The sequence below is a fragment of the Sulfurimonas sp. NW9 genome, assembly GCF_051132275.1.
In the GTDB taxonomy this organism is placed as follows: domain Bacteria; phylum Campylobacterota; class Campylobacteria; order Campylobacterales; family Sulfurimonadaceae; genus Sulfurimonas; species Sulfurimonas hydrogeniphila.
The window spans coordinates 1,083,934-1,110,771 of the sequence record NZ_CP093236.1; the positions used below are offsets into that span (position 1 = coordinate 1,083,934).

Sequence of the window (26,838 nt, forward strand, 5' to 3'; positions counted from 1 at the left end):
CTTTTTTAAAATATACCGGAATTATAGCATATTTATTTTATACTTTTTAAAAACTCACTCATAAAACGGACACCTGCACCGGTTCCGCCATATACATTGACATCCCAGGGACTCTCAGTATAGGCGCTTCCGGCTATGTCAAAGTGCAGCCATTTGTCTTTGTTTTCTTCTTTGATGAAGTTGTCTAAAAAAAGTCCGGCTGTAATAGCTCCGCCATAAGGCTTGTTTGAAATATTACAGATATCGGCTATTTCACTTTTGAGCTGTTTTTTCAAATACTTGTTAAACGGCAGGGAAGCTGTCAACTCTCCGGCTCTGCCTGAAGCTTTGGAAATGTCATGTCTGAGTCTGTTGGAATGCCCCATAACACCTGTTGTATACTGTCCAAGAGCTACCATACAGGCACCCGTAAGCGTTGCAAAATCAAACAGATAATCTGCTTGAACTTTTTCCTGTGCGTAATCAAGCACATCCGCAAGCACCAGGCGACCCTCTGCATCTGTGTTTCTCACTTCTATCGTATCGCCTTTGCGAGAAGTTAAAACATCATCAGGTTTGTAGGCATTTCCGCCTATCATATTTTCAACGGCACCGACAAAAGCGTGTACTTCAATATTGAGTTTTAATTCACTGACTGCCTTGATGATACCCAGCACTGCACAGGCTCCGGCTTTGTCCATTTTCATTGTTACCATTGAGGTTGCAGGTTTCAGACTGAGTCCGCCACTGTCATAGGTCAGACCCTTTCCGACAAGAGATATAATTTTCTTCGGATTTTTTGGTTTGTATGCCAGGTGAATCAGTTTTGTATCATGACACGAAGCGCGACCGACTGCAAGCATTGCCTCACATCTTTCTTTTTTGAGTTCTTTATGTCCTAAAACAGTGCATTCAAGAGAATTTTCACGTGCCAGTTTCTTTGCCAGTTTTGCAAAAGTAGGCGGATTCAAATCATCAGGAGCAATATTTACTATATCACGCGTATAACAGGTTGCATCAGCAATTATTACAGCTTCTTCAAAAGCATCTTTTAGCTCTGCTATATCTTTACATGTAAGGTAAATATTTTTAAGTTTTTGTTTCTCATTTTTTGTTTTGTATTTGTTAAACTCATATCCGCCAAGGACCAAACCTTCTACAACAGCTTTTATATTGTTTTTTTCTACTGCAATGCTCGCAGATTTATAGTTTGATGTTTTTAAAGACTTTATTCGCTGTAGCTGCCGCACTGCGAATATTGTCAGCGCTGCTCTCTTCAATGCCGCACACAAGTATGTTCTTTTCGTACAAAGAGCACAGAGTATCTTGTTTGGCTTTGAAACCTGACTTGTTAAGCAGTTTATAGTATCTGTGTGTGCCCAGATTTTGAGGCATGACGAATTCTACACTCACATTGTTTTTTGCATTATATGCTTTTTCGGTAATTAATTTTATATTCATAGTGTTCCATTTTGTAAATTTATTTTTCTATATCATAGCAAAATATTAGCCAATAAAGAATAAAATATTAATTTTATGATAGTATACACATATGATAAAAAAACAAATTTTAATACTAGAAGTGAATCAGCACAATTTTGATGTTTTAAATTCATTATTAGAGAAACATGAGTTTACATGTAAGGCAGTGCTGAATTTAAATGAATTTAATATTTTGAAAAAAAATATAGATGAATATAATCTTATTTTGGTAAATACAAGTATTAATTATCTGGACTTAACTCAAACAATATTTGAAAGTAATTTTGACAGTTCTGTGAAAATTCCGACTGTTTTTATAGACAGTGCAGAACTATACAGTAAAGAGAAGCTTGATAAATGTTTCAAAGCCGGTGGATGTGATTATATAAAAAAACCTTTTGCCTCTTTGGAAATAATTGACAGAGTATCCTATCATTGTGAAGTATTTACAAAACTTCAGGAATATAGATTAAGAATGGATAAACTTGCTAATCTTGCAACCGTTGATCAACTTTCAAAATTAACATCAAAAATGCAAATGCAAGTTATTCTAAAATATCAAATAGACTATTATAACCGTTATCAAACAGATACAACTATAGTCTATTTTTCTCTTATTAATATTAATAAAATTATTGGTATGTTTGGTTTGTATCATGGAGAAAAACTTATATCACTTTTTGCAAAAGAATTGAAAAAGTTAATTCGTAAATCAGATGTGTTGGCAAGATGGGAAGGCTCAGATTTTATTCTTATATTGACAAATACCAGTGAAAAATTATCTGAAGTGTTTATTAAAAAAATGAGTGCAGCACTTTCTCGAGCAGAATCAATTGAAAAATCAAATCTTGAAATTGCATTTGGAATTACCAGTTTTATGGAAAATGATGAGATGAAAAATGTGATAGAAAGAGCCAAGTATGCTCTTTATGAAGCAAAACAACAAAGATATGGAAAAATCTTTATTGCCTAGTTTCAATTAGTCAAAATGTAAAATATCTTTTGCCTGAATCATATCTTTGTCTCCGCGGCCTGAGAGGTTGACGATGATGAGTTTGTCTTTTATATCAGGCATCTTTTTCAAATAGGCGACTGCATGGGAACTTTCAAATGCCGGAATGATTCCCTCTTTTTGAGAAAGCCAACAAATGCATCCAGGGCTTCCTGGTCTGTGACATTGTCATATGAAACTGATTTGTTGTCTTTGTGAAAAGCATGTTCAGGTCCAATGCCCGGGTAGTCAAGTCCCGCACTGATTGAATGCGCTTCAAGAACCTGTCCGTCTTCGTCTTGGAGCAGATAGCTCATCTGACCATGCAAAATACCTGGACGCCCTTTTTCCAAAGAACAGCCGTGTTTGTTTGTATCTAAGCCAAGTCCACCGGCTTCAATACCGATACATTGTACCTCTTTGTCATCTAAAAAGTGTTGAAACATACCGATGGCATTGCTGCCTCCTCCTATGCAGGCAAGCACATAATCGGCAGTCTGTTCTCTTTTTGTAAAATCTGTGCTCTTGCCTCCCAGCCGATAATTGCCTGAAAGTCGCGTACCATCATAGGGTAGGGGTGTGGACCGGCGACTGTTCCTATGATGTAAAAGGTATCTCTTGCATTGGTGACCCAGTGACGGATGGCATCATTCATTGCATCTTTAAGTGTCTGCTGCCACTCTCAACAGCATTGACCTTTGCACCAAGAAGTTTCATACGAAAAACATTCAGTTCTTGGCGCTCTACATCCTTTGCACCCATAAATATTTCACACTCCAAATCAAGCAGTGCTGCAATGGTTGCTGTTGCCACACCATGCTGTCCCGCACCGGTCTCAGCAATGACTTTTTTATAACCTAAGCGTTTTGCCATCAAACCCTGTGCAATAACATTGTTGACCTTATGAGCACCTGTATGATTTAAGTCTTCACGTTTGAGATAAACCTTTGCACCGATTTCTTTAGAAATATTTTCGGCATAAAAAAGAGGACTCGGGCGCCCTACATAATCTTTTAGATAGTAGTCGACCTCTTTCCAGAACTCTTCATCAAAACGAATAGCTTCATATTCAACTTTGAGTTGAAGCAGTGCCGGCATAAGTGTTTCAGGAACATAGCGACCACCGAAAATTCCAAAATGTCCGTTTTCGTCAGGATCATATTTTGAAGGGCTGGGAATATACATCATTAGTTAACCTCTATCACTGAATATACATCAGTTTTTTCTTGTAGTTTTTTTATACCGTCAAGGAAGGCAAGTCCTATAATAAAACAACATTCGATACATGTGGCACCTGTCTGGTTGACAAGTGTGGCAGCCGCATTTGCTGTACCGCCTGTAGCTATTAAATCATCTATTACGAGGACTCTTGCACCTTTTCGTTTCCAAAAGCATCTATATGAACTTCGATTTCATCCACTCCGTATTCGAGCGCATACTTTTCGCTAATGGTTGTGTAGGGAAGTTTTCCTTTTTTGCGAATAGGCACAAATCCAATTCCGAGCATTTGCGCTAAAGCCGCTCCGAATATAAAACCTCTGGCATCAATACCGGCAATATATTCAAGATTATACTCTTTATATCTTTGGTAAAGATGATTCATCAAAACAGCATATGCCTCTTTGTTGTTGAGTAAAGTAGTGATATCTTTGAACACAATCCCCGGTTTTGGAAAATCTTGTATATCTCTGATTGAGTTTTCCAGGATTTTTTTTTCAGTTTTACTTAGTGTTATCATTTTCATCCTTATAAAAGTGCGTCAATACGACTTTCCAGTGCTTTAATCTTTGCATTGAGTCTGTCTACTTCCTGTCTGTGTTTTGCATTTCTTTGTTTTAAAACCTTTAACTCATTTCTGAGTTTTGTCAGTTCTTCGCTTAATATATCGACATTTCCAAGAGCACGCTGGAGTTGAATCTGGTACTTTCGAATTAAAATTTCTGCCTCCTGAAGCGTTAATTTCATTAAGTCATTGCTTCTTTGTTCCTTATTTGTAATGCTTTTGAAATAAAACATTTTTACAAATAAATAGATAGAGACAATAGAGAGTATTGTTAAAAGTGACCATTCTCCAAACATAGCTTTTCCTTGAATGTATTTGTTAGAGTGTTTCTATTTTTGCTACTCTGGCAATGTGACGGCCACCTTCAAAGCTTCCTGCTATCCATGCATCAATGATAGATTCAGCAACACCTTTTCCGACAATTCTCTCACCAAAACATAAGATATTTGCATCATTGTGTCCGCGTGCTACGGTTGCAGTATAAGCATCATGGCACAGTGCAGCACGAATACCGTGATGCCTGTTGGCTGCCATACTCATACCGATTCCGCTCCCGCAGATTAAAATACCTTGGGAGTTTTCATCTTCCAAAACCGCCGTTGCAACCTTGTGCGCATAATCAGGGTAGTCCACTCTGTCTGCACTATATGGTCCAAAATCAATTACTTCATGTCCTTTGGATTGTAAAAGCTCTACTGTCCAGTTCTTCAGTTCTAAACCTGCATGGTCGGTACCTATATAAAATTTCATTTTCTCTCCTCTAAGATAGTAACAAATGTATAATTGCCTGCACCGGCATAAAAAGTACATATTGATTTAACGGGGTCATTAAAATAATAAGTACAATAACAATCCCGTATCTGTCATATTTGTAATAAAACTCTGCAATAGAATTTATTTTATATTTTAACGCAAGATGCATTAAAAAATGCCCACCGTCAAACTGGGGAATAGGCAGCAGGTTAAATACGCCTAAAACTATATTGATAATAAGCAGTTGGTATATAAATATATAGAAAAATATATAAAACAGAGAGTCGGCAGTTGTCGGTGTACTCATAGCAGTCAGAGTAATTGCTGCGACTGCACCCATAGTGAAATTATAGACAATACCTGCCAAGTCCACCTGCATAGCGGCATTATATCCACCTCTGTTTATGACAGTAAAGGTATTGATCGGAACAGGCTTTGCCCAACCGAACAAAATACCGCCGTCCGAGCCTAACAGCATCGGTAAAAAGTACATAGTAGCAGGCACTATGATAGTTCCGACAAGATCTATGTGCGAAATTGGGTTTACTGTTAAACGTCCTGCATTTTTGGCTGTCATGTCACCGTACATGTAAGCAACCCAGCCATGCATAATTTCGTGTCCGATAATTGCAACAGCAAGTGCTAAAACGGCAGCTGCTATTTTTAATAAATCAAGTGAGTCCATAATATTCTTTGTCTTCTTTTTCTCTTTCTTGTATTGCTTTTTTTAAGTGCTCCGGTTTTTCCAGGTCGGCAGGTGTTTTTCCTATTCTGTCCCATCGAATTTTATAATTTTTGTCAATTGAGAAATAGATAAACCAGGGGGTTCCTTCAATATTTTCATAAGGAACACTTCCCCAGAAACGGCTGTCATTGGAGTGGTCACGATTGTCACCCATCATAAAATAATGATTTTTTTCGACTTTGAGCGGGTTTACATAAAAAATCTGTATCGGAAAACGCCCGTTATTTACGATTTTCGGGTCATGATGAATACCGGGATGTTTTTTCATATAAGGATTTTTTACCCACAGTTTACCGTCAAAAATTGCTATTTCATAATCTTTATAATTCTTTTTAATCCATTCGTCACCTTCTTTAAAGTGTAGAAACAGGTTTTTATCAGCAACAAACAATTCGTCTCCGGGAAGAGCAACACAGCGTTTTACAAAATGCTGTTTAATATTTCCGGGGTATCTGAAAATGACGATATCACCGTGCTTTGGGGTGTCTCCATCAACAATTTTCAACTCTTTGCTCCATGGAATAATGGGAATTTCCAAAAACGGAATATAGGGCATAGGAATACCGTACGCAAATTTTTTGGCAAAAAGGTGGTCTCCGATCAGAAGGGAGTCTTTCATGCTGCCGCTTGGAATACGAAAAGCCTGGGCAACAAAAAAGATAGTAAAAAGAACAATGACAACAGTCCCTGTCCAGGAGTTTGACCATTTATATGCTTTATGTAAGATTTTTTTCATTGAATTAATCTTTGTCTTGTGCATTGAGTTTTGCGGCTTTGAGAGTATTGCTCAAAAGCATTGCAATAGTCATCGGTCCGACACCGCCGGGAACAGGTGTGATGTATGAGCATTTTTTACTTACATTTTCAAAATCCACATCACCGACAAGTTTGCCGTTGTCTGCTCTGTTGATCCCTATATCTATGATGATGGCACCGTCTTTTACCATATCTTCTTTGATAAGATTAATAACGCCGACACCGACAAGAATAATATCTGCATTTAATGTATGTTTTTTTAAGTCATCTGTAAATATATGACATACTTCAACAGTAGCATCTGCGTTGAGCAAAAGAGCAGCCATAGGTTTTCCGACAATATTCGAAGCACCGACAACACAACAGTTCTTTCCTTTTACATCAATGTCATACTCTTGTAAAAGTTCCATTACACCAAGTGGTGTGCAGGGTACAAAACCGTCCAGATTTGTGACAAGGCGTCCTACATTGTAGGGATGAAAACCGTCAACATCTTTTGCAGGATCAACAAGTTCAAGAATTTTTGTTGTATCTATTTGCGGAGGCAGAGGAAGCTGCACAAGTATTCCGTCAATATTTGGGTTTTGATTCATCATTTTGATGGTATTTTCTATCGCATCTTGAGAAATGTCTTCTGGCATTTCATGGCTGACTGAGTAAAAACCGACTCTGTCACAGGCTTTTTTCTTCATGCTGACATATGCCTGGCTCGCAGGATCCTGCCCTACAAGTATTACGGCAAGTCCTGGAGTTCTGTCTGTTTGTGCTTTTAATTTGGCAACTTCATCTGCCACATTGTTTTCAATTTTTTTTGCAAGTGCTTTCCCATCAAGAATCTGCATTTAAACCTCTTAAATAAATTTTTTGATATTATACCCTTTTAAAATAATATTAGGCTAATGATGAAACATATCTTTTTTTTAATGATTCCCCTGTTTGTATACGCTTCAAGTACTTTTATAACACCGATGGAATATGCTTCACAACTTTATAAAAACCCAAGAGGCATAGGCTGTCAAAATTGTCACGGAGAGAACGGGGAAGGGAAAGTCATAGCTGACTATGTGCATAAAAAAAAGAAAAAAAGTTTTGTCGGCCCAAGAATTAACAACATTGAGTTCGATAGTTTTTATAGAGTTTTAAACCAAAGGAAAAGAGGTATGCCGAGATATTTTTTAACGACAGAAGAAATTCAGGCATTGTATCTGTATCTGCACAAAAACGATAAAAAGAAAAAAGATGTTAAGTGAAATTACACAAGCGTATGAAAACAGGGACTTGGCTGCACTTGATGCTTTGGCTGTGCCAACATTTCGCCACATCAACAAAAAAAACAGTTTTAAATCAGTATTGATGCTTTCTTGTCATAATATTAAACATCTTTCTAAAATAGAAAGTCTTGAAGCAGAGTGCATTATGTTAAATCTGGAAGATGGTGTAAGCAAAGAAGACAAACCTTTTGCTCTCGCTTTGGCAGCTGTTTTTCTCTCTCACCTTAAAAAGAGTGACAAGAAACTGGTTGTTCGGGTGAATGCTTTGGATAAGGGTGGCTATGATGAAATTGCCTATCTTAATCAGTTTATGCCTGATGCTGTCCGTGTACCAAAAATTAAAAACAAAGAAGAAGTAAAAAATGTACTGGCTCTTTTGCATGATGACATAGACTTGCATCTTTCTATAGAAACAGCCCAGGCCTGGCATAATCTTTCTTCTTTGAAAATAAACAAAAGGGTAGGGGTGTTTTATCTTGGAATTTTAGATTTGTTTGCCGATATGGGGCTTTCACAGAGTTTGATTAATCTGCAAAATCCGACTGTGAAATATATGCTTGCACATTTTTTAATTACAGCCAGAGCTATGAAAGTAAAACCTGTTTCCTTTGTGTTTCAGGAATTTGAAGATTTAAAAACTTTTGAACAATGGTTACTGCTTGAAAAAGAGATGGGATATGATGCAAAAGCCTGTATCTCACCGGGACAGGTGAAACTTGTACATAAAATATTTGTAGATACAGAAGAAGAGCTAAAAAGGGCAAAAATCATTGTGAAACTCTTTGAGATGCATCGTGATGAGGGTATTACCGGTTTTGTAGATGAAGAGTATGGGTTTATTGATGAGCCGATATATAAAGGTGCCTTGAAACTGTTGGCCGCACAAAAAGCTTAAGTGCCTGGCTTAATATCCTGCTAGATTATAAAATACATTGTATCGTATCAGCGTTGTCTCTTTTGGTCTTGGGTATCTGCTGTAGGCATACTCTATAGTCTCTTTGGTTGTATCATCAAGAATATAGTAGCCACTCTTGGAAATAAAGCGAAAACCTGTCATATCTCCGTTTGGATGCAAATAGAATTCTATTACATTACTTCTGTTTACATGTAAACCCCGTGGGATATTGACTCTTGCAACACGATTAAGGACCTGTTGGGTAATTCTGCGCATAATCTCCTGGTTATCTAAAATATACTGCTGTTGTCCGGGTGTAAGTTTGCCAAATTCATCCCCGTAGAGTTTTTTAATATTTTGAGAAATATTACTGTTGTTGTGTGTGGCTTTTTTCCTGACACTTTTTGTTTCCTGGGCAGATTTGTCTTCATAAAGCCAGGAGAGTTTTTTTGGCTTTTCCTCTGGCTTTTTTATTTTTTTTGGTTGGGCTTTTTTTTCTAAAGGAATATAGGATTTTTTTGTCGGAAGAGGTTTGACCTTTGGCTGTTTCACTGTTTTTTTGATGATTTTTTTTGTTTTTTTCGGCTTGTTTAATTTTGGTTTTCTGGGTGTTTTCTTTGGTTCATATTTTACAGTTTTTTGTTTTACTATTTTTTTAAGCTGGGAACCTTTTGGCATTGGCGGAACAATGGGCGAAGGTTTGGGCTTTTGTTTTGTTATTCCTGATTTTTTATGCTTCTTTGGCATCTCTTTGAGAGATATTTTAATTCTTTTTTCTTTGGGAACTGCTTTTTTTTCTGTATCCGGTGTAAAAGTCCACACTATCCACAAAAGCAAAAACAGAAGCAGATGTATCAGTAAAGCAACGAAAAAGGCAAAAGAAGATCTGTTCAAAAATAATCCATTATTTAATTTGTGAGATTATATCAAATCAATATTAATAGTGTTGCTGTCGTTTAGCAATACTTAGATATAATTATAAAAAAATAGAGATACAAGGTTGCAAATGAATACAGAGGCATCACAAAAAGCATTTGAAGAGGCACAGCGTTTAATCCCGGGTGGGGTTGATTCACCGGTAAGAGCATTTAAGAGTGTGGGTACAACACCTCTGTTTATCACTGAGGGCAAAGGCGCCTACTTGAAAGATGTAGACGGGAATGAGTATATTGATTATGTCCAAAGTTGGGGACCTTTACTTTTTGGACATCGTGATGAAGCTATAGAAGCTGCTGTTATTGATGCCGTAAAGCATGGTTTGAGCTTTGGCGCACCGACATTGGCAGAGACAGAACTCGCAAAGCTTGTTGTCGGCTTTTTTGACTCAATTGACAAAGTACGTTTTGTAAGCAGCGGAACAGAAGCTGTTATGAGTGCTATTCGTTTGGCACGCGGCTTTACAGGGCGTGATGATATTGTGAAGTTTACAGGATGCTATCACGGACACAGTGATGCTCTTTTGGTCGAAGCGGGAAGCGGTGCGGCGACTTTTGGAAATCCTTCAAGTCCCGGTGTTCCGGCTGACTTTACAAAACACACGCTTTTGGCTGAATATAACAATATAGAGAGTGTCAAAAAATGTTTTGCGGACTCCGACAATATTGCCTGTGTGATTATAGAACCAATTGCAGGCAATATGGGACTTGTTCCGGCTGACAAAGAGTTTTTGCATGCACTCAGAAAGCTTTGTGACGAACACGGTACTCTGCTTTTGTTTGATGAAGTGATGAGCGGATTTCGCGCAAGTGTTCACGGTGCCGAGTCCATAACAGGGGTAAAACCTGACATAGTAACACTCGGAAAGGTGATAGGCGGCGGTATGCCGGTCGGTGCCTTTGGTGCGCGCGCAGAGATAATGGCAATGCTCTCACCTGAAGGTCCTGTGTACCAGGCCGGAACTTTAAGCGGCAATCCTGTGGCAATGGCAGCAGGATATACTGCTCTGATGAAACTCAAAAACAATGCAAGAGTGATTGATGTTTTAAATGAAAGAGCCAAAAGACTGGTTGAAGGGATGCAAAGGACCGCTGCAAAGTACAATATACCTATGCAGGTAGATACAAGAGGTTCAATGTTCGGTTTTTTCTTTAATGACAAACCTGTAAAAAACTTTAGTGATGCAGCAAAGAGTGATGCAGAACTTTTTGCAAAGTTTCATACCGGCATGCTTGAGCGCGGACACTACTTTGCCTGTTCTTTGTATGAAACAGGATTTATTTCCACGGCAATTACCGATGAAATGATAGAAAATACAATACAGGCGAGTGCCGAAGTATTTAAGGAAATAACAAATGTCTGATGACACGCAGGACAAGGTGAATAGCGAAGCCAGAGAGAATGCCCCGGGGCAACGCAAACCAAGAATAAAGCCTATTGTAGAGGCAGCAGACAGTCTCTCTTTGGGTATCTCCATGGTTGTGGCGGTACTGTTGGGTGTCGGTATTGGCTGGCTGTTAAAAAGATGGACAGGTATCGAGTGGCTTTTTTGGGTAGGTGTTTTCATTGGAGTTGCAGCAGCAATATTAAATATCTACAAAGCATATTCAAAACAATACAAAGAATTTGAAAAACTGGCAAAAGAAGACAGATATGCGATAAAAAAACAGCTTGAAGATGATGAGGATGAGGATTACGGTGAAAAAAACTATTAGTATTTTTTTTGTGGTACAGATTCTGATTTTTATCACATATTTTTATTCTCAAAAAATATTTCTCAATATCGAAATTGCATTCTTAAGTGCTTTTTTGATTATACTCGGTTCCTCTTTTTCTTATAGAAAAATGGTGCAGAACAAGGTTGATACTAAAGAATATGAAGACGAAAAAGATCTGCTTGACACAATAGATGATCCGCATGGACTTTACGAAGACGACAGTATAAATAATACTCCGGCAGAAGAGCTTGATTTAAAGCAGATTGTCAAAGAAGAAAAAGCAAAAATAAAGACTTTAAGCCTGAAAAATGCAAAACATGGCTTCAGAGGAAGTGTTTCCATTATACGAATCATACCCTATATACTGCTTATATTAGGATTTATAGCTTTGAAGAACAATGAAGTACTGGAGCTGGCATATTACCTTCCGTCTCTTTTGATCGGAATTGTAACCGGTGCTTTGGTCTCTAAAGAAGTTTTAGCTTAAGGGCAAAGATCAGTGTGTTATGATTGGAAGATGTATGGATATTGATTTTTTAGTAATTTCTACATAAAAATCATATTTATCAGCGAGCATTTTGATGTCTGGCAACATTTCACTGTCAATGTTGTCCGCTATAACGGAGATAGAAAAAAGACCATATTTTTTATCATGAAACTTGATATATTCTCCAACAATATAGGAAATTTTTGTTTCAATAACTCTGCTTTTTTGAGATGCTTTGTATATAAAATTTAATAATTTGATTAAATTGTTGGCATTGACAACAACATCAGGAATAGTCGGGTCATAGTTTTTAATAAAATTTATTTCCGAACTGATGGAATTTGAAGCAATGCACAAATCTGTAATCGTAAATATATTTGTGAGTTCACCGTCAGGTTTTTTTGTATTTATTTTGTAGGTTGGTGCCTGGTAGAGTTTGATACCTATACACTCTTCGTCTTCATAGCCGACCGTAATGGCAAAAAATTTATATCTGCCGTATTCCAGTTCCAAAAAGGTTGTTTTGAAGCCAAAGGTTATGTTGGCATAGGTTTGGGCAAGATTAAAAAGTTCACTGGGCTGGACAGATCCCAGTAGAAACTGAGCTTCTGTATTGAGAGAAATTATTTTTCCATTAGAACGGAATAAAATAAATGGATTATAATCGTTTTCTATCCATTTTTGTTCCAATGTCATATTCATCATTATTCTTCGATATAGTTTTTGAGTTTTCGTCCAACTTTAGGATGTTTGAGTTTTTTGATGGCGCTTGATTCAATTTGACGAACACGTTCACGGGTTACACTGAGTTCTTTCCCAATCTCTTCGAGTGTTCTGTCACTCTCATCATCCATAATTCCGAAACGGAGTTTGATAACGGCTTTTTCTCTTTCGTTTAACTGCTCAAGAACCTGTTCAATCTGAATTCTCAAGTCATCTTTTAAAATTGCATCAGAAGGAGAAAGAGATGTTTTATCTTCTATAAAGTCCCCAAAACGGCCATCATCCTCGCTGCCGATAGGAGCTTCAAGAGAGATAGGCTCTTTGGTGATTTTGATGACATTTTTGACTTTTTCAACTGATAAGCCGACTTCCTGTGCAATTGTATCAACATCCGGCTCTTTTCCGTTTTCCTGCAGGTGTTTACGCATAATTTTATTGATACGGTTAATCGTTTCAATCATATGAATAGGGATACGGATTGTTCTGGCCTGATCGGCAATAGCACGGGAAATAGCCTGACGAATCCACCAAGTTGCGTAGGTTGAAAATTTGTATCCTTTTTGATATTCAAATTTGTCAACTGCTTTCATAAGACCGATATTTCCTTCCTGGATAAGGTCGAGGAAAGGCAAACCGCGATTGGTATAGCGCTTGGCAATGGAAACTACAAGACGCAGGTTTGATTTTGCCATTTTTGTTTTGGAAATTTCCGAGATATTTTTACCGCGTTTGATCTGCTCTAAAATATCAGCAAGTTTTTCCGGTTCCATATCAAAGCTGTTTTTTGAAGCCTCTTTTGTCTGTACCAGTTTTTTAATTTCCATATAGGTTGAAACCATTGTTGCTTCAGGAACCATATTGGCAATATCTTCTTTTGTCAGATCCTGAATCTTTTCCACTAAAATTTTATGATTTGCTTTTAATGTGGCATTAAAAAGAGGCAGTTTGTACTCTAAACGTTTCAACTCTTTATCGTACCCTTCATCACTTTTGAGTGTTGTTTCCATTGCTTTTACCAATTCATTTATCAGCTTTGAAGTAGGTCCGAGGTCAAGAAGTTTTTCTTTGAGTACAGATTTTTTATATGTTACAGTCAAGTAGTAATGCACAATTTCTTCTGTAAGTTCTCCGTCAAGATTTTCAGGTGCTTTTTCTGTGGCTTTTACCCAGTCTTTTTTCGCTTTTTCCAAAGCTTTGAAACTTGTAGATACTTTTTCAACTCTGCTTTTGTCTTTTACAGACAATGTTTTTTCTGCAGAGTCATCATCTGTATCATCATCTCCGTCATCTTTTTCGTCTTCAAAACTTTTAAAGAGTTCTTTGACGCGTCTTTCACGGTTAATAAGAGGTTCTTTGTAGTCTAGAATGAAATCTATCAAATAGGGAACAGAACATATGGCATCTATAATAATGCTTTCTCCGGCTTCTATTTTTTTAGAAATTTCAATCTCCTCTTCTTTTGTCAGAAGTGGAATTTGTCCCATTTCCCGAAGATACATACGAACAGGAGAATCTGAGCGGGACCATTCAAGAAGTTCATGCTCTTTTAAAATATCAAATTTGTCTGTCTCATTGTCTTCGAGCATTTTTCGCTGGGCGCTTCTGCGTGCTTCTGCTTCCTGGTCATTTAGTTTTTTAGCATGTTCGCTGGATGTATAAATACATTTTTTGTGTTTTTGGAGAAGTTTATAAATATTTTTTGCCTGAGCAGCTGTAGGCTGTTTGTCAAAAAATTCGATTAAAGATTCATAAGTGACACAATCTTTGGACTTGTGCTCTTCAAAAAAGGTCTCTAAAGCTTTGTTGAGTTCTTTTGCTGTCATATGGGAGGGTGCTCCAATTGAGTTAAGGTTTTTAAAAGGTGGATTATACCGAAATATTCTTAACAGATGCTTTTTTCTGAATAAAATTTTGTTGGAACGGACATTGCTTATTACATGTAAATCAATACAGGGGCAATAAATGCAAACAGGCTATTACAGTTCTGCTGCCGGGATGGTAACGCAGTTTAACAGACTTGATACCATTGCAAATAATTTGGCAAATGTGAATACAAACGGTTTTAAAGAAGATCAGCTTATTGTCGGTGATTTTATGCGGCTGTATAAAGAGGCCAGAGATGAGCTTCCAAATAGTGACAATTCCAAAGAGGGTGCGGCATTTCTCAACAGAACAATGACACGGGCACCGCAGATAGTAGACTCTTATACTGACTATTCTGTTGGAAATATGCAAAAAAGTTCAAACTCTTTGGATTTTGCACTTTCTCGAGAGGGATTGTTTTTTGCAGTAAAAACCCCCGAGGGCATACGCCTTACCCGTGACGGTGCTTTCACCCTCAATGATGAAGGAAAGCTCATTACCAAACAGGGGTATGAGGTACTTCCAAGTGATTATCAGAAGTCAAAAGAGGGAATCAGTTTTGCGACAATGGACAGTGTTATAGAAGTAGATAAAAATGGGCAGATTTTTACCAATGTTCCAAACAGTCTCTCTCTGGTGGAGAATAAAAAATTATTCATTGCCCAGCCTGAAAATATCAAAGATCTTATCAAAGAGGGTGACAACCTTTATAAACTTCCAAATACAGACTCTTTGACAAGTATTGAACAAAGCGGTGCAGTCAGACAGGGTTTTGTGGAAAAAAGCAATGTAAATGCAGTAAAAATGATGACACAGCTAATAGAAACAAACAGACTCGTAGGAATGTATCAAAAGGTAATGGACGCGCAAATGAATGACATGAACAGAGACGCAATAGAAAAACTTGCGAAAAAAGCATAACATGACTTTTTTAAGAGCAACCAGTTGCGTGGGCTTCCTGCCGAAGGAAACCCAGTGTTAACGCAGCTAAAAGAATTACTTCTTTTGGCGTACTGAAAGGGACAAACGGTTCCCTTCATTTTATGAAATAAAATTAAGGATAGAACAAAATGATGCAATCACTCTATACAGCTTCAACAGGAATGTTGGGGATGCAGACACAAATTGATACGACGGCCAATAATATTGCCAATGTGAACACTATTGGGTTTAAGAAATCCCGTGCAGAATTTGCTGACTTGATGTATCATGTGATGGAATATGCAGGAACATCAACCAGTGATACAACCAAAAGTCCTACCGGAATTGAGGTTGGTTTAGGTGTCCGTCCGACGGCAATAAATAAAATATTCTCCGAAGGATCTTTAAAGCAGACAGATAACAATCTGGATCTGGCTATTACGGGCAGAGGTTTTTTTAAAATGGAACTGCCTGACGGGACACAGGTTTACTCTAAAAACGGTTCTTTCAAAATAGATCAAAACGGAACGATTGTCAACAGTGACGGATACACACTGGTACCACAGATTGTAATTCCTCCTGATGCGACAAATATCAATATCGGTACCGACGGAACAGTGACAGTGATTCAGCCCGGGCAGACGCAGGCAACACAGATAGGACAGATTCAAACAACAAATTTTATAAATCCGGCCGGTTTGCATGCCATGGGTGACAATCTCTATCTTGAAACAGACAGTTCGGGACAACCGGTTGAAGGGATTCCCGGTATTGATGGGCTCGGGACACTGAGACAGGGGTTTGTGGAACTCAGTAATGTTGAACTGGTAGTTGAACTGACAGATTTGATTACCGGTCAACGTGCCTATGATGCAAATTCAAAAATCATTACCACCAGTGACGAGATGCTTCAAACTACAAACAATCTCAAGCGATAACATAGCTGTGCAACTGCATTGATATTTGTTAATATTAATGCAGTTCTTTTGTAAAATTATTTTTTAATTAACTTCATATAACATTTTAGATATAATCGCAAAATTATTTAGTAAAAACAATAGGATTTTAGATGCAAAAAGCAAACATAAATGGAAAAGTTTGGAAATTTGGAAAAGATATAGATACCGATTTGATTATTGCTGCAAGATATTTAAATACTTCAGTACCAGAAGAACTGGCAAAACATGTAATGGAAGATGCTGATCCTGAATTTGTAAATAAAATGTCTCCCGGGGATGTTATCGTCGCAGGCGAAAATTTTGGATGCGGAAGTTCTCGTGAACATGCACCGATTGCATTAAAAGCTGCCGGTGTTGCTGCCATCATTGCACCTACATTTGCCAGAATTTTTTACAGAAATGCATTTAATATGGGGCTGCCTATATTTGAACTTAAAGAAGCAGATGAGATTCAGGAGGGTGATGCAATCAGTATTGATATGAATGCAGGCACAATCACAAACCAAAGTACAGATAAAACATATAAGTTTACTCCGATCCCTGCTTTTATGCAGGAGCTGATAGATGCAGGTGGTTTAATGAACTTTGCAAAAAATGAAGTAGAAGGAAAAAAATAGATGAAATCATACAAAATAGCACTGATAAAAGGTGATGGAATTGGTCCTGAAATTATTGACGAGGCTGTAAAAGTTTTGGATGCAGTTGCATCATACAGCGGGTTTATTCTGAAATATGAAGATTTATTAATGGGCGGATGTGCGTATGATATTACAGGTGATCCGCTTCCTCAAGAGACAATTTCCGGAGCATTGAATTCCGATGCTGTTCTTTTTGGTGCTATCGGCGGTGAAAAATGGGACACTCTTCCACGTGAAAAGCGTCCTGAAAGCGGTCTTTTGCGTTTTAGAAAAGAGCTTGGTGTGTATGCCAATTTGCGTCCGGCAGTTGTATATGATGAACTCGTTAATGCTTCTTCATTAAAGCCGGAAGTTGTCCGCGGTGTTGACTTAATGGTAGTTCGCGAACTTATCGGCGGTATTTATTTTGGTGAGCCAAAAGGACGCGATGCAACCAAAGGCTGGAACACTATGGTATATACACGCGATGAAATCGTGCGTATTGCCCATCAGGCATTTAAAATTGCAATGACTCGCAGTAAACGTGTATGTTCCATCGACAAAGCAAATGTTTTGGATGTTTCCCAGTTATGGAGAGAAACTGTTGAAGAAGTGGCAAAAGAGTATCCGGAAGTAGAACTTTCTCACATGTATGTGGACAATGCCGCTATGCAGCTTATCCGCGATCCAAAACAGTTTGATGTAATGCTTACAGGAAATATATTTGGCGACATATTAAGTGATGAGGCAAGTATGCTCTCGGGTTCCATAGGACTGCTGCCATCCGCTTCCATCGGTGCTAAAATCGGTGTATATGAACCTATTCACGGTTCAGCCCCTGATATTGCAGGACAGGGGATTGCAAATCCTATAGCAACTATTTCTTCTGCATCAATGATGCTTCGATATGCACTTAATGAAGAAGAGGCTGCCAACAAAATTGACAATGCCATCAAAAAAACATTAAGCGAAGGCTACAGAACAGGTGACTTGGCTCAGTTTGATGCAAAAGAAGTCTGCTCAACAAGTGAAATGGGCTCAATTATTGCAAACTACATAGAAAAGTAGGCTGATTTCATATGCAGACTCTGACTTTGGCAAATATTTATGAACTGCAAGGTTTAAAAGAAGAGGCATTGGAAATTTATAAGGAAGTCTTAAAAAAAGACCCAAATAACAGTGATGCCAAAATTGCTATACGAAGACTCTCCGGTATGAGAAAAAAGTTTTTACATGTAAATGTTCAAATGAAAGAGTATTTTTTAAAGATGGATTCCGAAGTTGAGTTCAAAGAGTTTGAAAGGTGGTTATTAAAAGCATGGAACTAAAAGATGTCATATTGTCAACACTGGCTGAAATGGAAGATGAACTGCCGCAAGAGAGTGTAAAAGAAGTGCAACAGGAAACTTTTGCTGAGGAAACCGAAGAACGCCCGCAGCAAAAAGATGATGCGCATACATCCATGGAAAGTGAATTGATTTATTTGAACTCCATAAGAGAGAGGCTTTTGGTCCTTTTTGAAGGTTTTCAAGCGCCAAATAATGCAAATATTGAAGCCAAAGTAGACATGACACTTAACTTTTTAGAATATACTTTGGCAACAATAGACGCCCGTGTTGAAAAGCTGGAAAAAGGAAATCTGTAGATGAGTCAATATAGAGTTTTAATAGATGCAAATGATGAAAAAGGACTTGTACATAAAGTTTCAAGTATATTTTACAGTTATGATCTGAATATTCTGTCCAACAGTGAGTTTGTTGACAGAGAGAGCAACAAGTTTTTTATGCGTAGTGTTGTTGACGGGAATGTTGATAATACAGAACTGCTTAAAGCTTTACACGAAGTATTGCCTGAACACTCCGGCATAAAAATTGTAAAACCTGAGAAAAAAAACATCATAATAATGGCAACAAAAGAGATTCATGCACTTGGCGATATTCTGATCCGTCATGAAGCGGGTGAACTTGAGGCAAATATTGTAGCGGTTATTTCCAATTATGATAATTTGGAATCATTTGTAAAAAAGTTTGATATTCCTTATATCACGATTTCTCATCAGGGATTGGAGCGTCAGGAACATGAAAGTAAAATTATTGAGGCTATTCAAAGCTACAAAGAAGTTGATTTTATAGTTCTGGCAAAATATATGCGAATCCTGACACCAAGATTTGTTGAAACATTTGAAAATAAAATCATAAATATACACCATTCGTTTTTACCGGCATTCATAGGTGCAAATCCTTATAAACAAGCCTATGACAGAGGGGTGAAAATCATTGGAGCAACAGCACACTTTGTAAACAACAATCTTGACGAAGGGCCTATTGTCGCACAGGAGACAATCCATGTAACACATGCCTACAGCTGGAAAGATATGCAGCGTGCCGGCAGAGATGTTGAAAAAGTAGTTCTTTCCAAAGCATTGAAACTGGCTCTCGAAGACAGAATTTTTACCTATGCAAACAGAACGGTAATTTTTTAATGGCATTCAACATAGTATTGGTACATCCGCAAATACCAAACAATACCGGAGCGATAGGCAGACTCTGTGTCAATGCAGGGGCTTCGCTGCACTTAATTAAACCTATAGGTTTTGATATAGATGAAAAAGCTGTTCGTCGGGCAGGTCTTGATTACTGGAATAAGCTTGATTTGAAAGTGTGGGAAAGTATTGATGAATTCTTTACATGTAACGATATAACGGATAATGCCTATTTTGCTACAACAAAAACGGACAAACCCTATTTTGATGCCAAATTCAAAGAAGGTGATTATATCTTTTTTGGCAGTGAAACAAAAGGAATACCGGAAGATCTGTTAACCAAATATAAAGCACAAAATATAACTATTCCTATGACAAAAGACGGGCGCAGTCTTAATCTTGCTATCAGCACGGGAATAATTCTTTATGATGCAATCCGTCAAAATTATTCTACCTTTACCGAGGAGTAAGCAATGAACAGTTTGGTTGATACAGTTATGACACTCTTGTTTGTCTTATTTATGGTTTTTATATTTGCCGGCTATCACAAAACAAAATCGCAAGAACGTGAAAAAGACAAAGATCTCAAATCCTAAAATAATTTTTCTGCCCATTTTTCTAAATGATTTTCAAACTTTTCAAACAAACTCTCTGCATTTTTTATAAGTAATGACATTTTTCATCCTTTATATAAATATGTACTAATAGTACAACAATTCAAAAAAAATATAAAAAATATTTCAAATTGCCAAATATTTTTTGACATTCTTTGATTTTTAGACTATACTATTGCAAATCAATATAAAAAGGGTTCAAAATGAATAGTTTCTTGGATATAGTAGAAGAGATTAAAAGCATTATCTCTGATGAAGTTGCTCCGAAAAAAGTTTTTGACAAAGATGTTGCTGCGGTATTGGGTATTTCGCAGATGAATTTTGCAACAATGAAAAGACGTAACAAAATTCCATTTAACGAATTACTGGATTTTTGTGCCAAAAGAAGTATCTCTATAAACTGGCTTTTGTATGGACAGTCTCCTGAAAGTTTGGTTGAAGCAACAAATAAATTCTATATGGTCAAATACTTTTCCGACATCAATGCCAGTGCAGGAGGAGGAAGTGACATAGAGTCTGAAGAGATAGAAGAGCTTGAAATTCCTGAGCAGTTTGTATTTATGCTCGGTGGAGAAAAAGAGCTGCAAAATATAGAAGCTATTAATGTTTCGGGTGACTCAATGGAGCCTACTTTTAGTTATAATGATATTGTATTTATTAACAGAAGCAAGACAGATATCAATCGCGGCGGTATTTTTACCATAAGAACCGAAGCAGGACTTTTTATAAAACGTGTACAAAAGAGAATTGACGGAAAACTTGATATAATCTCTGACAATTCTGTCTATAGTACACAAACACTTGATGCAAATCAGGTTGAAGTTGTTGGCAGGGTTGTCAGCAGATTTGGTGATGTAGATTAAAGGATTTTTTTGAAGTATCTGTATTTATCTTTAGCGCTTGTCCTGATAAGTGGATGTTCGCAGACAACCTCACAGACTGCTTCTCATAAGAAGTTGCCAAAAGCAGAATATATCAAAGGTTTGAGCGGAATTTCCCAAGATGTTTCAGAGTATGCACATGCCATAAACAAGGGCTATATTTCGTCATTAGAAAAATTTGCCACAATGTATTTTCAGCCGTGGAATATTGACAGCATGGATATTCCGTTAGAAAATGCGATGTGGGCATATAAATTATTTGATGCAACAAACAGTTATGGGGAAAATTTACAGCCACTTGATGATAGTTTTTTTAAACAAATAAAAAATAATTCTAATTTTGAAGCCTATTCCAGTGTAAACAAACAGGCAATTACCCTGAGAAAGGTGAGTATCAGAGCTTTTCCTACCACCAGGCCGGTTTTGAGAGACCCGAATAAAGCAGGCGAGGGCTTTCCTTTTGACTACATGCAAAACTCTACCGTTGCCGCGAATAAGCCGCTTTTTGTTTCACACTATTCAAAAGACAGAGAGTGGGTATTTGTCAAGTCCAGCTTTGCTTACGGATGGGTACACGCACGAGACATTGTCTATATGGACAGGAAATGTGCAGAAATGTGGCAAAAGGCACAACAGGTATTTGTTTTACAGGACAATGTTCCTTTGTATACACCCAAAAAAGATTTTTTATTTAAATCCACTCTGGGAACAATGTTTCCAATCATCAGCCAAAATCAAAAAGAGTTTCACATTTTAACTATAGCAGCATACATGTTGAAAGAACCCTATTGTGTAAACACTTCAGTCAATAGGAAAATCGGACATAAGGGAATACTGAAATTTAATGCAAAAAACATCAATCTTGTAATGGGCGAACTTTTACATGTAAACTACGGATGGGGTGGCATATACAATCAGAGAGATTGTTCTTCTACACTAAGAGATTTTTTTGCACCGTTTGGTATCTGGTTGCCAAGAAATTCTTATCAGCAAAGCAGAGTAGGCAAAGTCATATCTTTAGAAAATATCTCTGATGAGAAAAAAATAAAAATGATTCAACGATACGGAGTCCCTTTTGAAACTCTGTTGTACAGAAAAGGGCATATAGCCTTGTATGTTGGAACGAAAAACAACAAGATAGTCGTTTTTCAAAATCTCTGGGGCATAAAAACACTAAGGCATGGCGTTGAGGGAAGATATATCATTGGTAAAACAGTTTTTAGCACTCTTCAAATGGGAAGCAACTTGTCTGATTTTGATGAGAGTGCCTCTTTTTTAAAAAATCTCAAAAGTATGAATATTGTGACCCGTTAATTATGTTTTTATATCCAAAAGTGTTCCCATCATCTCATTTTGGGTTTTAATGACATTGACATTTACTGCTACACTCTCTTGGGCAATAATTTCAGCAGGAATCTCTTTTGCCAAATCCGTTTGACTCTTTTTTGAACCGTTGTTGTCTGCTTCTCTTATGTTTACATGTAAAGAATTAGACTGAGTGGATATTTTTGCATCTTTTGGGACAAATCCTTCTGTATTGACATTTGCAATATTATTTGCAGTGACATTCAGGACATTTGTATTTGCCTGAATGGATGCAATATTATTTGAGATACTCATAAACGCCTCCTCATATGTTCTAATTATAGCATAAAGTTTTAGCGCATAGGAATACTTCCCTGGGGATTGTTTTGATTCATATTTTGAGTCTGCATACTATTTGACATAGAAGTTGTTAAGTTGTTTGTTGACATATTACGGGAAGCTTCGCCTTGGTTGGAAGCCAGATTCATAGCATATTGAGATAACTGCAGGGTTGCAGTGTAGTTTTTGGATTGAATTTCTTGTGTTTGTACAATTCTGTCTGCCATTACACCAATTTTGTCGGCCATTTCACCAATTCTATCTGCCATAGTGCCAATATCATCGGAAAGTCTGAGTATTGTTTTTGACATTGTCTGTATAGTATTATTATAGCTCTCATTTGTATTGTCAGCCTGATGTGCTGCAAGATAAGCTGTTGTTTTTGCCAGTACTGTTATTTGTGTACTTAACTGTTCTACATCATCCAAGGCATTGAGTGCATCTTTTGTTGATTGAAATTCTTTTGTGCTGTTGTTTGGAAATGTTTCAAGTTTTGATTCAAAATTTACAACTTCTTTGGCATAAGCCTGTAAAGCTTCATCACTTTTTAGCAGAGTATCTGTTTTGTTCTTAAATGTGTCATGTATGTCATACGCATCTTCAATCGCGCTGTTTAAAAACTGTGTCGTATTGATATTGTCATTTCCAAAAAGCAGGGCAGTAGTGATAAGTGACAGGCTGATAATAGTTTTTTTCATGATTTCCCCTTTTGTTGATATCTGCAGTATTGTAAAAAAAATCTGTTAGCAGAGTGTAAGCAGCTAAGTGCCAAAATATAATAAATATTGAAGAACAGTTCTTCAATATTTATCTAAACCTAGTGCAGGTCAGCGTTGAGTTTAATTTCTCGAGTAGATCGTGATGCAGTGATTTCTCCGGTTAGAGAGTTTTGTCGGAAGTGAAGTCCATTGAAAAAAGAGAGTTGTTTTGCTTTGAAAATTTCCCCTTCAATAGCTATGCCTTTGTTTACTTCTCTGATTTTTTCAAGTTCAGTTGGGTAAATACCTACTTTTGTTCCTTCAAGAATTGCCAAACCGGCATCTATAATACAGCCATCCCCCAAAGGAATACCACAAACAGAGTTGGCTCCCAAAAGACAGTTTTTGCCGATACTGATTGGGTTTCCGTCAGTACCGCTTAGTACACCAAGAATTGAAGCACCGCCTCCGACATCAGAACCGTCACCAACAATCGCAGAAGAAGAAATACGACCTTCCACCATGCTTACACCGGTTGTTCCTGCATTAAAGTTGATGTATGAAGCCCCCGGCATTACAGTTGTCCCGGCTGCAAGCTGTGCACCGAAACGTACTTTGGAAGTGTCAAGTATACGTGTATTGTCTGCAGGAATAATGTGCTGTAAAAATCTTGGAAATTTGTCTACAAAATCAATATGCGGATACTCATTTGCAAGTTTGAGTTCAATTTCAAACTCTCGTAAATAATCAAGTTCTATCGGTTGTCCGTTAGACCATGCAACATTCGGCAATGCACCGAAGGCACCGTTAAGATTGATTTCGCGAAGTCCTACTTTTGCAAGAGAAATTGCATACAGTTTTAGATAGGTTGCTTCTACACTTTCGCAAGGCGCATCTTCAAATATAAAGCATACTTTGAATTCGCCTTCAAGACTTCCGTTGTTTACTATTTGAGAATAGAGTGCTGAAACTACTTGAATGTTTTTGTGTGCATCACCGTGTGCTTCGTCAGAATAAGGGGTAAAAGCATTGAGACAATCTTTTAAAAACTGTAAATTTATGTCACATACGACTTCATTTTGTGTAAAATCTACTGTAATTCCCTGATCTGCAAGTGCCTGGATGAAAATCGCGGCACTGCCAAAATTTTCATCCCAGTTGATTACCGGGTAGGTCGCCTGAAGAGACTTGTTGACATTTAACTGTCCCAAGTCTACTCGTGCTATACCAAAAGCCAAAGGATCTTTGTATCCGGTTGTGTTTGTTTTAATATTGTTTACCAATGCTTTAAATGCATCTGCTGTTTGAATAACGTCCATTGAATTCTCACTTAATTAATTTGATTTGCAATTATACTTAAAAACTACTAACGAAGTTTAGTATATAATTTAAATAATAAAATAAAAAGAGAATATTTTGAACACTTGGCTTGAACTACTAAAAAACGATGATTATCTTGGTATAAAAAAACATATAAAAAATGGCGGGAAACTTTCCCAAAAGAATGAGGCGGGAGAGTCTGTACTTGCCTGTGCATTACGTGCACAGTGCTCAGATGAGACAATAATGCTGCTCATAAACAACGGGGCAGACATTTTTGACTGCGATGATGAAGGTGTCAGTATTTTTGATATGGCAATTACCTATGATAAAATTGAAATAGTCAAACATCTGATAGAGCAGGGTAAAAAAGTAAATGAAACGACAAGAAAAAGCGGTTTTACCGCATTGATGGGTGCAGCATGTTACGGAAGAGTTGAAATTGCCAAACTTCTTTTAAAACATGGTGCCGACAAAAATGTACGGGACTTAAAAGGTTTCAGTGCCGTAGATTTTGCCAGAAAAATGAATAAAAAGAGCATACTCGAACTTTTTGACTATGATGAAACTGCGCCTAAAAATACCGGATATGCAAGGTAGTTTATTCAAAAAACTTCTTTTGTTTTGTGTTGTCGAGAGGTTTCCTTTTCTCTTTGGCAAGCCATTCCTGAAGCAAAGATTCAACAACTTTGCTCAGGCTCATTTTGTAGCGACTGCGTGAGTATTTCATCGCTTCATCCCATGTGTTTTTGTCAATTAACAAACTTCTTGTCACTTCGTCTTTTGGTTTCAAGGGTATCCTTGTTATGATGCTTGCAGAAGTTCTATAAAACTTCTGTAGCTGTCAACGATTTTTTGGTTTTTTGTATTTTGTATATAAAATTCTATGGCTTTTTTGCCGAGTCTGGGAATTTCATTTTTAACAGCCCAGCTGCTGACGGTGCCTTCGGGTACTTCAAGGACTTCGGCGAGTTGTTTTTGTGTGATTTGAAGCTCTTTGCAAATATCTTTGACAACATTTGATTTGTCTTTTTTGATTTTTTTGTTTGCAGGTTTTAATCTTTTTTGTTTTGGTTTTTTTTGCTGTATCTCAGTAACTGTAGTACAATTCGTATCCATCCAGGCAAGAACATTTGAAGCTTCTAAAACCCAGTCGCGGGAATTAAGCTGTTTGACAACATCTTCACAAAACTCTTTTGCATACATCTGTGCTGTTTCTTTATTGCTGAGTTGGTAGAGTATTGCAAAAGCAAGCTGCAAGGCACCTTTTGAGGTGTTTCCCCAGTCAAAACCGTTCTTGGCGTATTGGTATATATCGGTACGACTCGGGAGGTTCAGTTCTTTATATGTTACAAATTTATTGCCCAGTAAAGTCTTATGCCCTTTGAAGACATGGTTGTTCATTATTAATGCCATAGTTTTATTTTCTCTTATATGTTAAAAATGCAATGCTGTTCCTCTTTTTCTTTAAACTCATTTTTATGAGGTGTTAAGATAAACAACATATATAAGAGATAAAAGCAATAAAAGTACCAATAATCAAACTAACATGATAAAATTCTTTGGTTTATAATTTTTTAAATGGTATATGTTTGCGTGAAAGTTCCTCTTGAAACATATCAAAATATTTTTTTACTTCTTCATTGTTTTCTCCGCTTAAAGAGAGTTCCACATTCGGTTTGTTCTGTATAAAAATTGGCAGGGAAGAAAGCTCAATGTTTTTTGGGAGTTTTTGCATAACATCAATGAGTGTATTTTCACTTGTTTCTGCCAGCAGTGTATATCTGTATTTTTTCCTTGCCTGTGAAAAACATTTTTTTATTATTTCACTGCTCATTGGATGGGACATCGAGGGGAAACCCGGCATAAAAAAGAATCTCCTGTCTAAAGCAAAACCGGACATGTTGTTTACCGGATTTGGCAGAAGTTCTGCATTTGGCGGTATCTCCGCCATGTGGATACGATGAGGATATGCCTCGTCACCAAATTTTTTGATAATGTCTTGTTTGAATTTTTCATGTGTTACGGGCTTGGAATTTCTGAAAACTTCCGCGGCCACTCCCGTGTCAAATCATCGGGAGTCGAACCGATGCCGCCAAAAGAGAACATCACTGCTTCTTTGTCGTCGCGTATCATTTTATAGGTGCGTTTCATCAGTCTGACATCGTCTTTGATGACAAAAGAGGCACAAAGTTCATGCCCGTATTTTGCAAGTTCATTCTTTAAAAATTCAAAATGTTTGTCAACGCGTCTTCCGTTAAGAATTTCTGTTCCAATAATAACTGCATAAAAGTTCATAGCATTACTTTTTTACATAATT

Annotated in this window: 35 protein-coding genes and 2 pseudogenes; 18 read left to right on the forward strand and 19 right to left on the reverse strand. The window is 37.3% G+C overall.

All coding sequences use genetic code 11. The features are described 5' to 3' along the window. Positions 1-32: 32 nt before the first annotated feature. Together MLC44_RS06170 and MLC44_RS06175 are read right to left on the reverse strand one after the other, a co-directional pair. On the reverse strand, positions 33-1,271 hold the full coding sequence (locus MLC44_RS06170) for a leucyl aminopeptidase (RefSeq protein ID WP_434658821.1): 1,239 nt from the start codon (positions 1,269-1,271) through the stop codon (positions 33-35). Next, positions 1,183-1,440, reverse strand: coding sequence for a hypothetical protein (locus tag MLC44_RS06175; protein WP_434658822.1), 258 nt, complete (start codon positions 1,438-1,440; stop codon positions 1,183-1,185). Before MLC44_RS06175 ends, MLC44_RS06170 begins: the two co-directional genes overlap by 89 nt. A gap of 91 nt (positions 1,441-1,531) precedes the next feature. Here MLC44_RS06175 and MLC44_RS06180 point away from each other — a divergent pair, with 91 nt between their 5' ends. After that, on the forward strand, positions 1,532-2,434 hold the full coding sequence (locus tag MLC44_RS06180; RefSeq protein WP_434658823.1) for a diguanylate cyclase domain-containing protein: 903 nt from the start codon (positions 1,532-1,534) through the stop codon (positions 2,432-2,434). 6 nt (positions 2,435-2,440) lie between these two features. On the opposite strand, the pseudogene trpB reads toward MLC44_RS06180, so the two are convergent. The 7 genes and pseudogenes from trpB to folD form a co-directional block, all read right to left on the reverse strand. Further along, positions 2,441-3,637: pseudogene (gene trpB, locus MLC44_RS06185) on the reverse strand (tryptophan synthase subunit beta). A 2-nt stretch (positions 3,638-3,639) separates the two neighbouring features. After that, positions 3,640-4,190, reverse strand: a pseudogene (locus MLC44_RS06190) (adenine phosphoribosyltransferase). An 8-nt stretch (positions 4,191-4,198) separates the two neighbouring features. Beyond that, entirely contained in the window at positions 4,199-4,531 is a 333-nt protein-coding gene (locus MLC44_RS06195) for a hypothetical protein (protein ID WP_151900383.1), read from the reverse strand. A 22-nt stretch (positions 4,532-4,553) separates the two neighbouring features. Further along, positions 4,554-4,985 (reverse strand): ribose 5-phosphate isomerase B, encoded by a 432-nt coding sequence (rpiB, locus tag MLC44_RS06200; protein WP_151900382.1) that lies wholly within the window; start codon positions 4,983-4,985, stop codon positions 4,554-4,556. A 10-nt stretch (positions 4,986-4,995) separates the two neighbouring features. Next, on the reverse strand, positions 4,996-5,673 hold the full coding sequence (locus MLC44_RS06205; RefSeq protein WP_151900381.1) for a site-2 protease family protein: 678 nt from the start codon (positions 5,671-5,673) through the stop codon (positions 4,996-4,998). Then, the gene (gene lepB / locus MLC44_RS06210) at positions 5,660-6,469 is read right to left on the reverse strand and encodes a signal peptidase I (RefSeq protein WP_434658824.1); all 810 of its coding nucleotides are present in this window, start codon (positions 6,467-6,469) and stop codon (positions 5,660-5,662) included. The genes MLC44_RS06205 and lepB overlap by 14 nt, the downstream gene beginning before the upstream one ends. A 4-nt stretch (positions 6,470-6,473) precedes the next feature. After that, positions 6,474-7,331: a bifunctional methylenetetrahydrofolate dehydrogenase/methenyltetrahydrofolate cyclohydrolase FolD gene (folD, locus tag MLC44_RS06215; protein ID WP_151900379.1), complete on the reverse strand. Its 858-nt coding sequence runs from the start codon at positions 7,329-7,331 to the stop codon at positions 6,474-6,476. 60 nt (positions 7,332-7,391) lie between these two features. Between folD and MLC44_RS06220 the strand changes: the two genes are divergently transcribed. Together MLC44_RS06220 and MLC44_RS06225 are read left to right on the forward strand one after the other, a co-directional pair. After that, positions 7,392-7,739 (forward strand): c-type cytochrome, encoded by a 348-nt coding sequence (locus tag MLC44_RS06220; protein ID WP_151900378.1) that lies wholly within the window; start codon positions 7,392-7,394, stop codon positions 7,737-7,739. Beyond that, positions 7,729-8,655 carry an HpcH/HpaI aldolase/citrate lyase family protein gene (locus MLC44_RS06225; protein ID WP_434658825.1) on the forward strand — a complete coding sequence of 309 codons (927 nt, stop codon included), beginning with the start codon at positions 7,729-7,731 and terminating at the stop codon, positions 8,653-8,655. The genes MLC44_RS06220 and MLC44_RS06225 overlap by 11 nt, the downstream gene beginning before the upstream one ends. 9 nt (positions 8,656-8,664) lie before the next feature. On the opposite strand, the gene MLC44_RS06230 is transcribed toward MLC44_RS06225, so the two are convergent. Next, the gene (locus MLC44_RS06230; protein WP_346388730.1) at positions 8,665-9,549 is read right to left on the reverse strand and encodes a hypothetical protein; all 885 of its coding nucleotides are present in this window, start codon (positions 9,547-9,549) and stop codon (positions 8,665-8,667) included. A 112-nt stretch (positions 9,550-9,661) separates the two neighbouring features. On the opposite strand from MLC44_RS06230, the gene hemL reads away from it, so the two are divergent. Genes hemL through MLC44_RS06245 form a run of 3 tightly spaced genes read left to right on the forward strand, consistent with a single transcriptional unit; the run spans position 9,662 to position 11,796 of the window. After that, positions 9,662-10,954 (forward strand): glutamate-1-semialdehyde 2,1-aminomutase, encoded by a 1,293-nt coding sequence (hemL, locus tag MLC44_RS06235; RefSeq protein WP_418641384.1) that lies wholly within the window; start codon positions 9,662-9,664, stop codon positions 10,952-10,954. Next, positions 10,947-11,306, forward strand: coding sequence for an AtpZ/AtpI family protein (locus MLC44_RS06240; protein ID WP_346388732.1), 360 nt, complete (start codon positions 10,947-10,949; stop codon positions 11,304-11,306). The genes hemL and MLC44_RS06240 overlap by 8 nt, the downstream gene beginning before the upstream one ends. Next, complete coding sequence (locus tag MLC44_RS06245; protein ID WP_188109948.1) at positions 11,290-11,796, forward strand: hypothetical protein; 507 nt, start codon at positions 11,290-11,292, stop codon at positions 11,794-11,796. The genes MLC44_RS06240 and MLC44_RS06245 overlap by 17 nt, the downstream gene beginning before the upstream one ends. Positions 11,797-11,805: 9 nt before the next feature. On the opposite strand, the gene MLC44_RS06250 is transcribed toward MLC44_RS06245, so the two are convergent. Beyond that, positions 11,806-12,498, reverse strand: coding sequence for a hypothetical protein (locus MLC44_RS06250; protein WP_188110069.1), 693 nt, complete (start codon positions 12,496-12,498; stop codon positions 11,806-11,808). 2 nt (positions 12,499-12,500) lie between these two features. Then, positions 12,501-14,342 (reverse strand): RNA polymerase sigma factor RpoD, encoded by a 1,842-nt coding sequence (gene rpoD, locus MLC44_RS06255; protein ID WP_151900373.1) that lies wholly within the window; start codon positions 14,340-14,342, stop codon positions 12,501-12,503. 139 nt (positions 14,343-14,481) lie between these two features. On the opposite strand from rpoD, the gene MLC44_RS06260 reads away from it, so the two are divergent. From MLC44_RS06260 to MLC44_RS06310, 11 genes are all read left to right on the forward strand, one after another. Further along, positions 14,482-15,303, forward strand: a complete 822-nt coding sequence (locus tag MLC44_RS06260) for a flagellar hook-basal body protein (protein WP_418641386.1) — start codon at positions 14,482-14,484, stop codon at positions 15,301-15,303. Positions 15,304-15,452: 149 nt separating this feature from the next. Continuing rightward, positions 15,453-16,241: a flagellar basal-body rod protein FlgG gene (gene flgG, locus MLC44_RS06265; protein WP_151900371.1), complete on the forward strand. Its 789-nt coding sequence runs from the start codon at positions 15,453-15,455 to the stop codon at positions 16,239-16,241. Positions 16,242-16,372: 131 nt separating this feature from the next. Then, the gene (locus MLC44_RS06270; RefSeq protein ID WP_151900370.1) at positions 16,373-16,879 is read left to right on the forward strand and encodes a 3-isopropylmalate dehydratase small subunit; all 507 of its coding nucleotides are present in this window, start codon (positions 16,373-16,375) and stop codon (positions 16,877-16,879) included. Next, complete coding sequence (gene leuB / locus MLC44_RS06275) at positions 16,880-17,947, forward strand: 3-isopropylmalate dehydrogenase (protein WP_151900369.1); 1,068 nt, start codon at positions 16,880-16,882, stop codon at positions 17,945-17,947. It begins immediately after the preceding gene. A gap of 11 nt (positions 17,948-17,958) precedes the next feature. Beyond that, a complete protein-coding gene (locus MLC44_RS06280; RefSeq protein ID WP_151900368.1) occupies positions 17,959-18,207 on the forward strand; it encodes a tetratricopeptide repeat protein in 249 nt (82 codons plus the stop codon). Then, complete coding sequence (locus MLC44_RS06285) at positions 18,198-18,524, forward strand: CiaD-like domain-containing protein (protein WP_346388735.1); 327 nt, start codon at positions 18,198-18,200, stop codon at positions 18,522-18,524. Before MLC44_RS06280 ends, MLC44_RS06285 begins: the two co-directional genes overlap by 10 nt. Then, positions 18,525-19,361, forward strand: a complete 837-nt coding sequence (gene purU, locus MLC44_RS06290) for a formyltetrahydrofolate deformylase (protein WP_434658826.1) — start codon at positions 18,525-18,527, stop codon at positions 19,359-19,361. Next, positions 19,361-19,831 (forward strand): tRNA (cytidine(34)-2'-O)-methyltransferase, encoded by a 471-nt coding sequence (locus tag MLC44_RS06295; protein WP_434658827.1) that lies wholly within the window; start codon positions 19,361-19,363, stop codon positions 19,829-19,831. The genes purU and MLC44_RS06295 overlap by 1 nt, the downstream gene beginning before the upstream one ends. Before the next feature lie 3 nt (positions 19,832-19,834). Further along, complete coding sequence (locus tag MLC44_RS06300) at positions 19,835-19,957, forward strand: hypothetical protein (protein WP_269138909.1); 123 nt, start codon at positions 19,835-19,837, stop codon at positions 19,955-19,957. A 221-nt stretch (positions 19,958-20,178) separates the two neighbouring features. Next, on the forward strand, positions 20,179-20,838 hold the full coding sequence (locus tag MLC44_RS06305; protein WP_151900364.1) for a LexA family transcriptional regulator: 660 nt from the start codon (positions 20,179-20,181) through the stop codon (positions 20,836-20,838). Positions 20,839-20,847: 9 nt separating this feature from the next. Continuing rightward, a complete protein-coding gene (locus MLC44_RS06310) occupies positions 20,848-22,170 on the forward strand; it encodes an SH3 domain-containing protein (protein WP_151900363.1) in 1,323 nt (440 codons plus the stop codon). On the opposite strand, the gene MLC44_RS06315 is transcribed toward MLC44_RS06310, so the two are convergent. From MLC44_RS06315 to MLC44_RS06325, 3 genes are all read right to left on the reverse strand, one after another. Beyond that, positions 22,171-22,476, reverse strand: a complete 306-nt coding sequence (locus tag MLC44_RS06315; RefSeq protein WP_434658828.1) for a flagellar basal body protein — start codon at positions 22,474-22,476, stop codon at positions 22,171-22,173. Positions 22,477-22,514: 38 nt separating this feature from the next. Continuing rightward, positions 22,515-23,198: a hypothetical protein gene (locus MLC44_RS06320; protein WP_434658829.1), complete on the reverse strand. Its 684-nt coding sequence runs from the start codon at positions 23,196-23,198 to the stop codon at positions 22,515-22,517. Between the two features lie 119 nt (positions 23,199-23,317). Continuing rightward, complete coding sequence (locus MLC44_RS06325; RefSeq protein ID WP_346388740.1) at positions 23,318-24,517, reverse strand: tetrahydrodipicolinate N-succinyltransferase N-terminal domain-containing protein; 1,200 nt, start codon at positions 24,515-24,517, stop codon at positions 23,318-23,320. Between the two features lie 97 nt (positions 24,518-24,614). Between MLC44_RS06325 and MLC44_RS06330 the strand changes: the two genes are divergently transcribed. Continuing rightward, positions 24,615-25,118: an ankyrin repeat domain-containing protein gene (locus MLC44_RS06330; protein WP_151900359.1), complete on the forward strand. Its 504-nt coding sequence runs from the start codon at positions 24,615-24,617 to the stop codon at positions 25,116-25,118. A 1-nt stretch (position 25,119) separates the two neighbouring features. Here the strand turns inward: MLC44_RS06330 and MLC44_RS06335 are convergent, their stop codons facing one another. From MLC44_RS06335 to MLC44_RS06350, 4 genes are all read right to left on the reverse strand, one after another. Then, positions 25,120-25,311: a hypothetical protein gene (locus MLC44_RS06335; protein WP_151900358.1), complete on the reverse strand. Its 192-nt coding sequence runs from the start codon at positions 25,309-25,311 to the stop codon at positions 25,120-25,122. Positions 25,312-25,322: 11 nt separating this feature from the next. Beyond that, positions 25,323-25,922 (reverse strand): DUF6166 domain-containing protein, encoded by a 600-nt coding sequence (locus MLC44_RS06340; protein WP_346388741.1) that lies wholly within the window; start codon positions 25,920-25,922, stop codon positions 25,323-25,325. 163 nt (positions 25,923-26,085) lie between these two features. Then, positions 26,086-26,577 (reverse strand): hypothetical protein, encoded by a 492-nt coding sequence (locus MLC44_RS06345; RefSeq protein WP_434658830.1) that lies wholly within the window; start codon positions 26,575-26,577, stop codon positions 26,086-26,088. Beyond that, positions 26,541-26,816, reverse strand: coding sequence for a molybdopterin-binding protein (locus MLC44_RS06350; RefSeq protein WP_434658831.1), 276 nt, complete (start codon positions 26,814-26,816; stop codon positions 26,541-26,543). Before MLC44_RS06350 ends, MLC44_RS06345 begins: the two co-directional genes overlap by 37 nt. Positions 26,817-26,838: the final 22 nt, after the last annotated feature.

What these genes read in the sequence shown, in the direction of transcription:
- MLC44_RS06175 (WP_434658822.1), bottom strand. Translation starts at nt 1,440, where the DNA reads ATGAATATAAAATTAATTACCGAAAAAGCATATAATGCAAAAAACAAT.
- MLC44_RS06180 (WP_434658823.1), top strand. Translation starts at nt 1,532, where the DNA reads ATGATAAAAAAACAAATTTTAATACTAGAAGTGAATCAGCACAATTTT.
- MLC44_RS06195 (WP_151900383.1), bottom strand. Translation starts at nt 4,531, where the DNA reads ATGTTTGGAGAATGGTCACTTTTAACAATACTCTCTATTGTCTCTATC.
- rpiB (WP_151900382.1), bottom strand. Translation starts at nt 4,985, where the DNA reads ATGAAATTTTATATAGGTACCGACCATGCAGGTTTAGAACTGAAGAAC.
- MLC44_RS06205 (WP_151900381.1), bottom strand. Translation starts at nt 5,673, where the DNA reads ATGGACTCACTTGATTTATTAAAAATAGCAGCTGCCGTTTTAGCACTT.
- lepB (WP_434658824.1), bottom strand. Translation starts at nt 6,469, where the DNA reads ATGAAAAAAATCTTACATAAAGCATATAAATGGTCAAACTCCTGGACA.
- folD (WP_151900379.1), bottom strand. Translation starts at nt 7,331, where the DNA reads ATGCAGATTCTTGATGGGAAAGCACTTGCAAAAAAAATTGAAAACAAT.
- MLC44_RS06220 (WP_151900378.1), top strand. Translation starts at nt 7,392, where the DNA reads ATGAAACATATCTTTTTTTTAATGATTCCCCTGTTTGTATACGCTTCA.
- MLC44_RS06225 (WP_434658825.1), top strand. Translation starts at nt 7,729, where the DNA reads ATGTTAAGTGAAATTACACAAGCGTATGAAAACAGGGACTTGGCTGCA.
- hemL (WP_418641384.1), top strand. Translation starts at nt 9,662, where the DNA reads ATGAATACAGAGGCATCACAAAAAGCATTTGAAGAGGCACAGCGTTTA.
- MLC44_RS06240 (WP_346388732.1), top strand. Translation starts at nt 10,947, where the DNA reads ATGTCTGATGACACGCAGGACAAGGTGAATAGCGAAGCCAGAGAGAAT.
- MLC44_RS06250 (WP_188110069.1), bottom strand. Translation starts at nt 12,498, where the DNA reads ATGAATATGACATTGGAACAAAAATGGATAGAAAACGATTATAATCCA.
- rpoD (WP_151900373.1), bottom strand. Translation starts at nt 14,342, where the DNA reads ATGACAGCAAAAGAACTCAACAAAGCTTTAGAGACCTTTTTTGAAGAG.
- MLC44_RS06260 (WP_418641386.1), top strand. Translation starts at nt 14,482, where the DNA reads ATGCAAACAGGCTATTACAGTTCTGCTGCCGGGATGGTAACGCAGTTT.
- flgG (WP_151900371.1), top strand. Translation starts at nt 15,453, where the DNA reads ATGATGCAATCACTCTATACAGCTTCAACAGGAATGTTGGGGATGCAG.
- MLC44_RS06270 (WP_151900370.1), top strand. Translation starts at nt 16,373, where the DNA reads ATGCAAAAAGCAAACATAAATGGAAAAGTTTGGAAATTTGGAAAAGAT.
- leuB (WP_151900369.1), top strand. Translation starts at nt 16,880, where the DNA reads ATGAAATCATACAAAATAGCACTGATAAAAGGTGATGGAATTGGTCCT.
- MLC44_RS06280 (WP_151900368.1), top strand. Translation starts at nt 17,959, where the DNA reads ATGCAGACTCTGACTTTGGCAAATATTTATGAACTGCAAGGTTTAAAA.
- MLC44_RS06285 (WP_346388735.1), top strand. Translation starts at nt 18,198, where the DNA reads ATGGAACTAAAAGATGTCATATTGTCAACACTGGCTGAAATGGAAGAT.
- purU (WP_434658826.1), top strand. Translation starts at nt 18,525, where the DNA reads ATGAGTCAATATAGAGTTTTAATAGATGCAAATGATGAAAAAGGACTT.
- MLC44_RS06295 (WP_434658827.1), top strand. Translation starts at nt 19,361, where the DNA reads ATGGCATTCAACATAGTATTGGTACATCCGCAAATACCAAACAATACC.
- MLC44_RS06300 (WP_269138909.1), top strand. Translation starts at nt 19,835, where the DNA reads ATGAACAGTTTGGTTGATACAGTTATGACACTCTTGTTTGTCTTATTT.
- MLC44_RS06305 (WP_151900364.1), top strand. Translation starts at nt 20,179, where the DNA reads ATGAATAGTTTCTTGGATATAGTAGAAGAGATTAAAAGCATTATCTCT.
- MLC44_RS06315 (WP_434658828.1), bottom strand. Translation starts at nt 22,476, where the DNA reads ATGAGTATCTCAAATAATATTGCATCCATTCAGGCAAATACAAATGTC.
- MLC44_RS06320 (WP_434658829.1), bottom strand. Translation starts at nt 23,198, where the DNA reads ATGAAAAAAACTATTATCAGCCTGTCACTTATCACTACTGCCCTGCTT.
- MLC44_RS06325 (WP_346388740.1), bottom strand. Translation starts at nt 24,517, where the DNA reads ATGGACGTTATTCAAACAGCAGATGCATTTAAAGCATTGGTAAACAAT.
- MLC44_RS06340 (WP_346388741.1), bottom strand. Translation starts at nt 25,922, where the DNA reads ATGAACAACCATGTCTTCAAAGGGCATAAGACTTTACTGGGCAATAAA.
- MLC44_RS06350 (WP_434658831.1), bottom strand. Translation starts at nt 26,816, where the DNA reads ATGAACTTTTATGCAGTTATTATTGGAACAGAAATTCTTAACGGAAGA.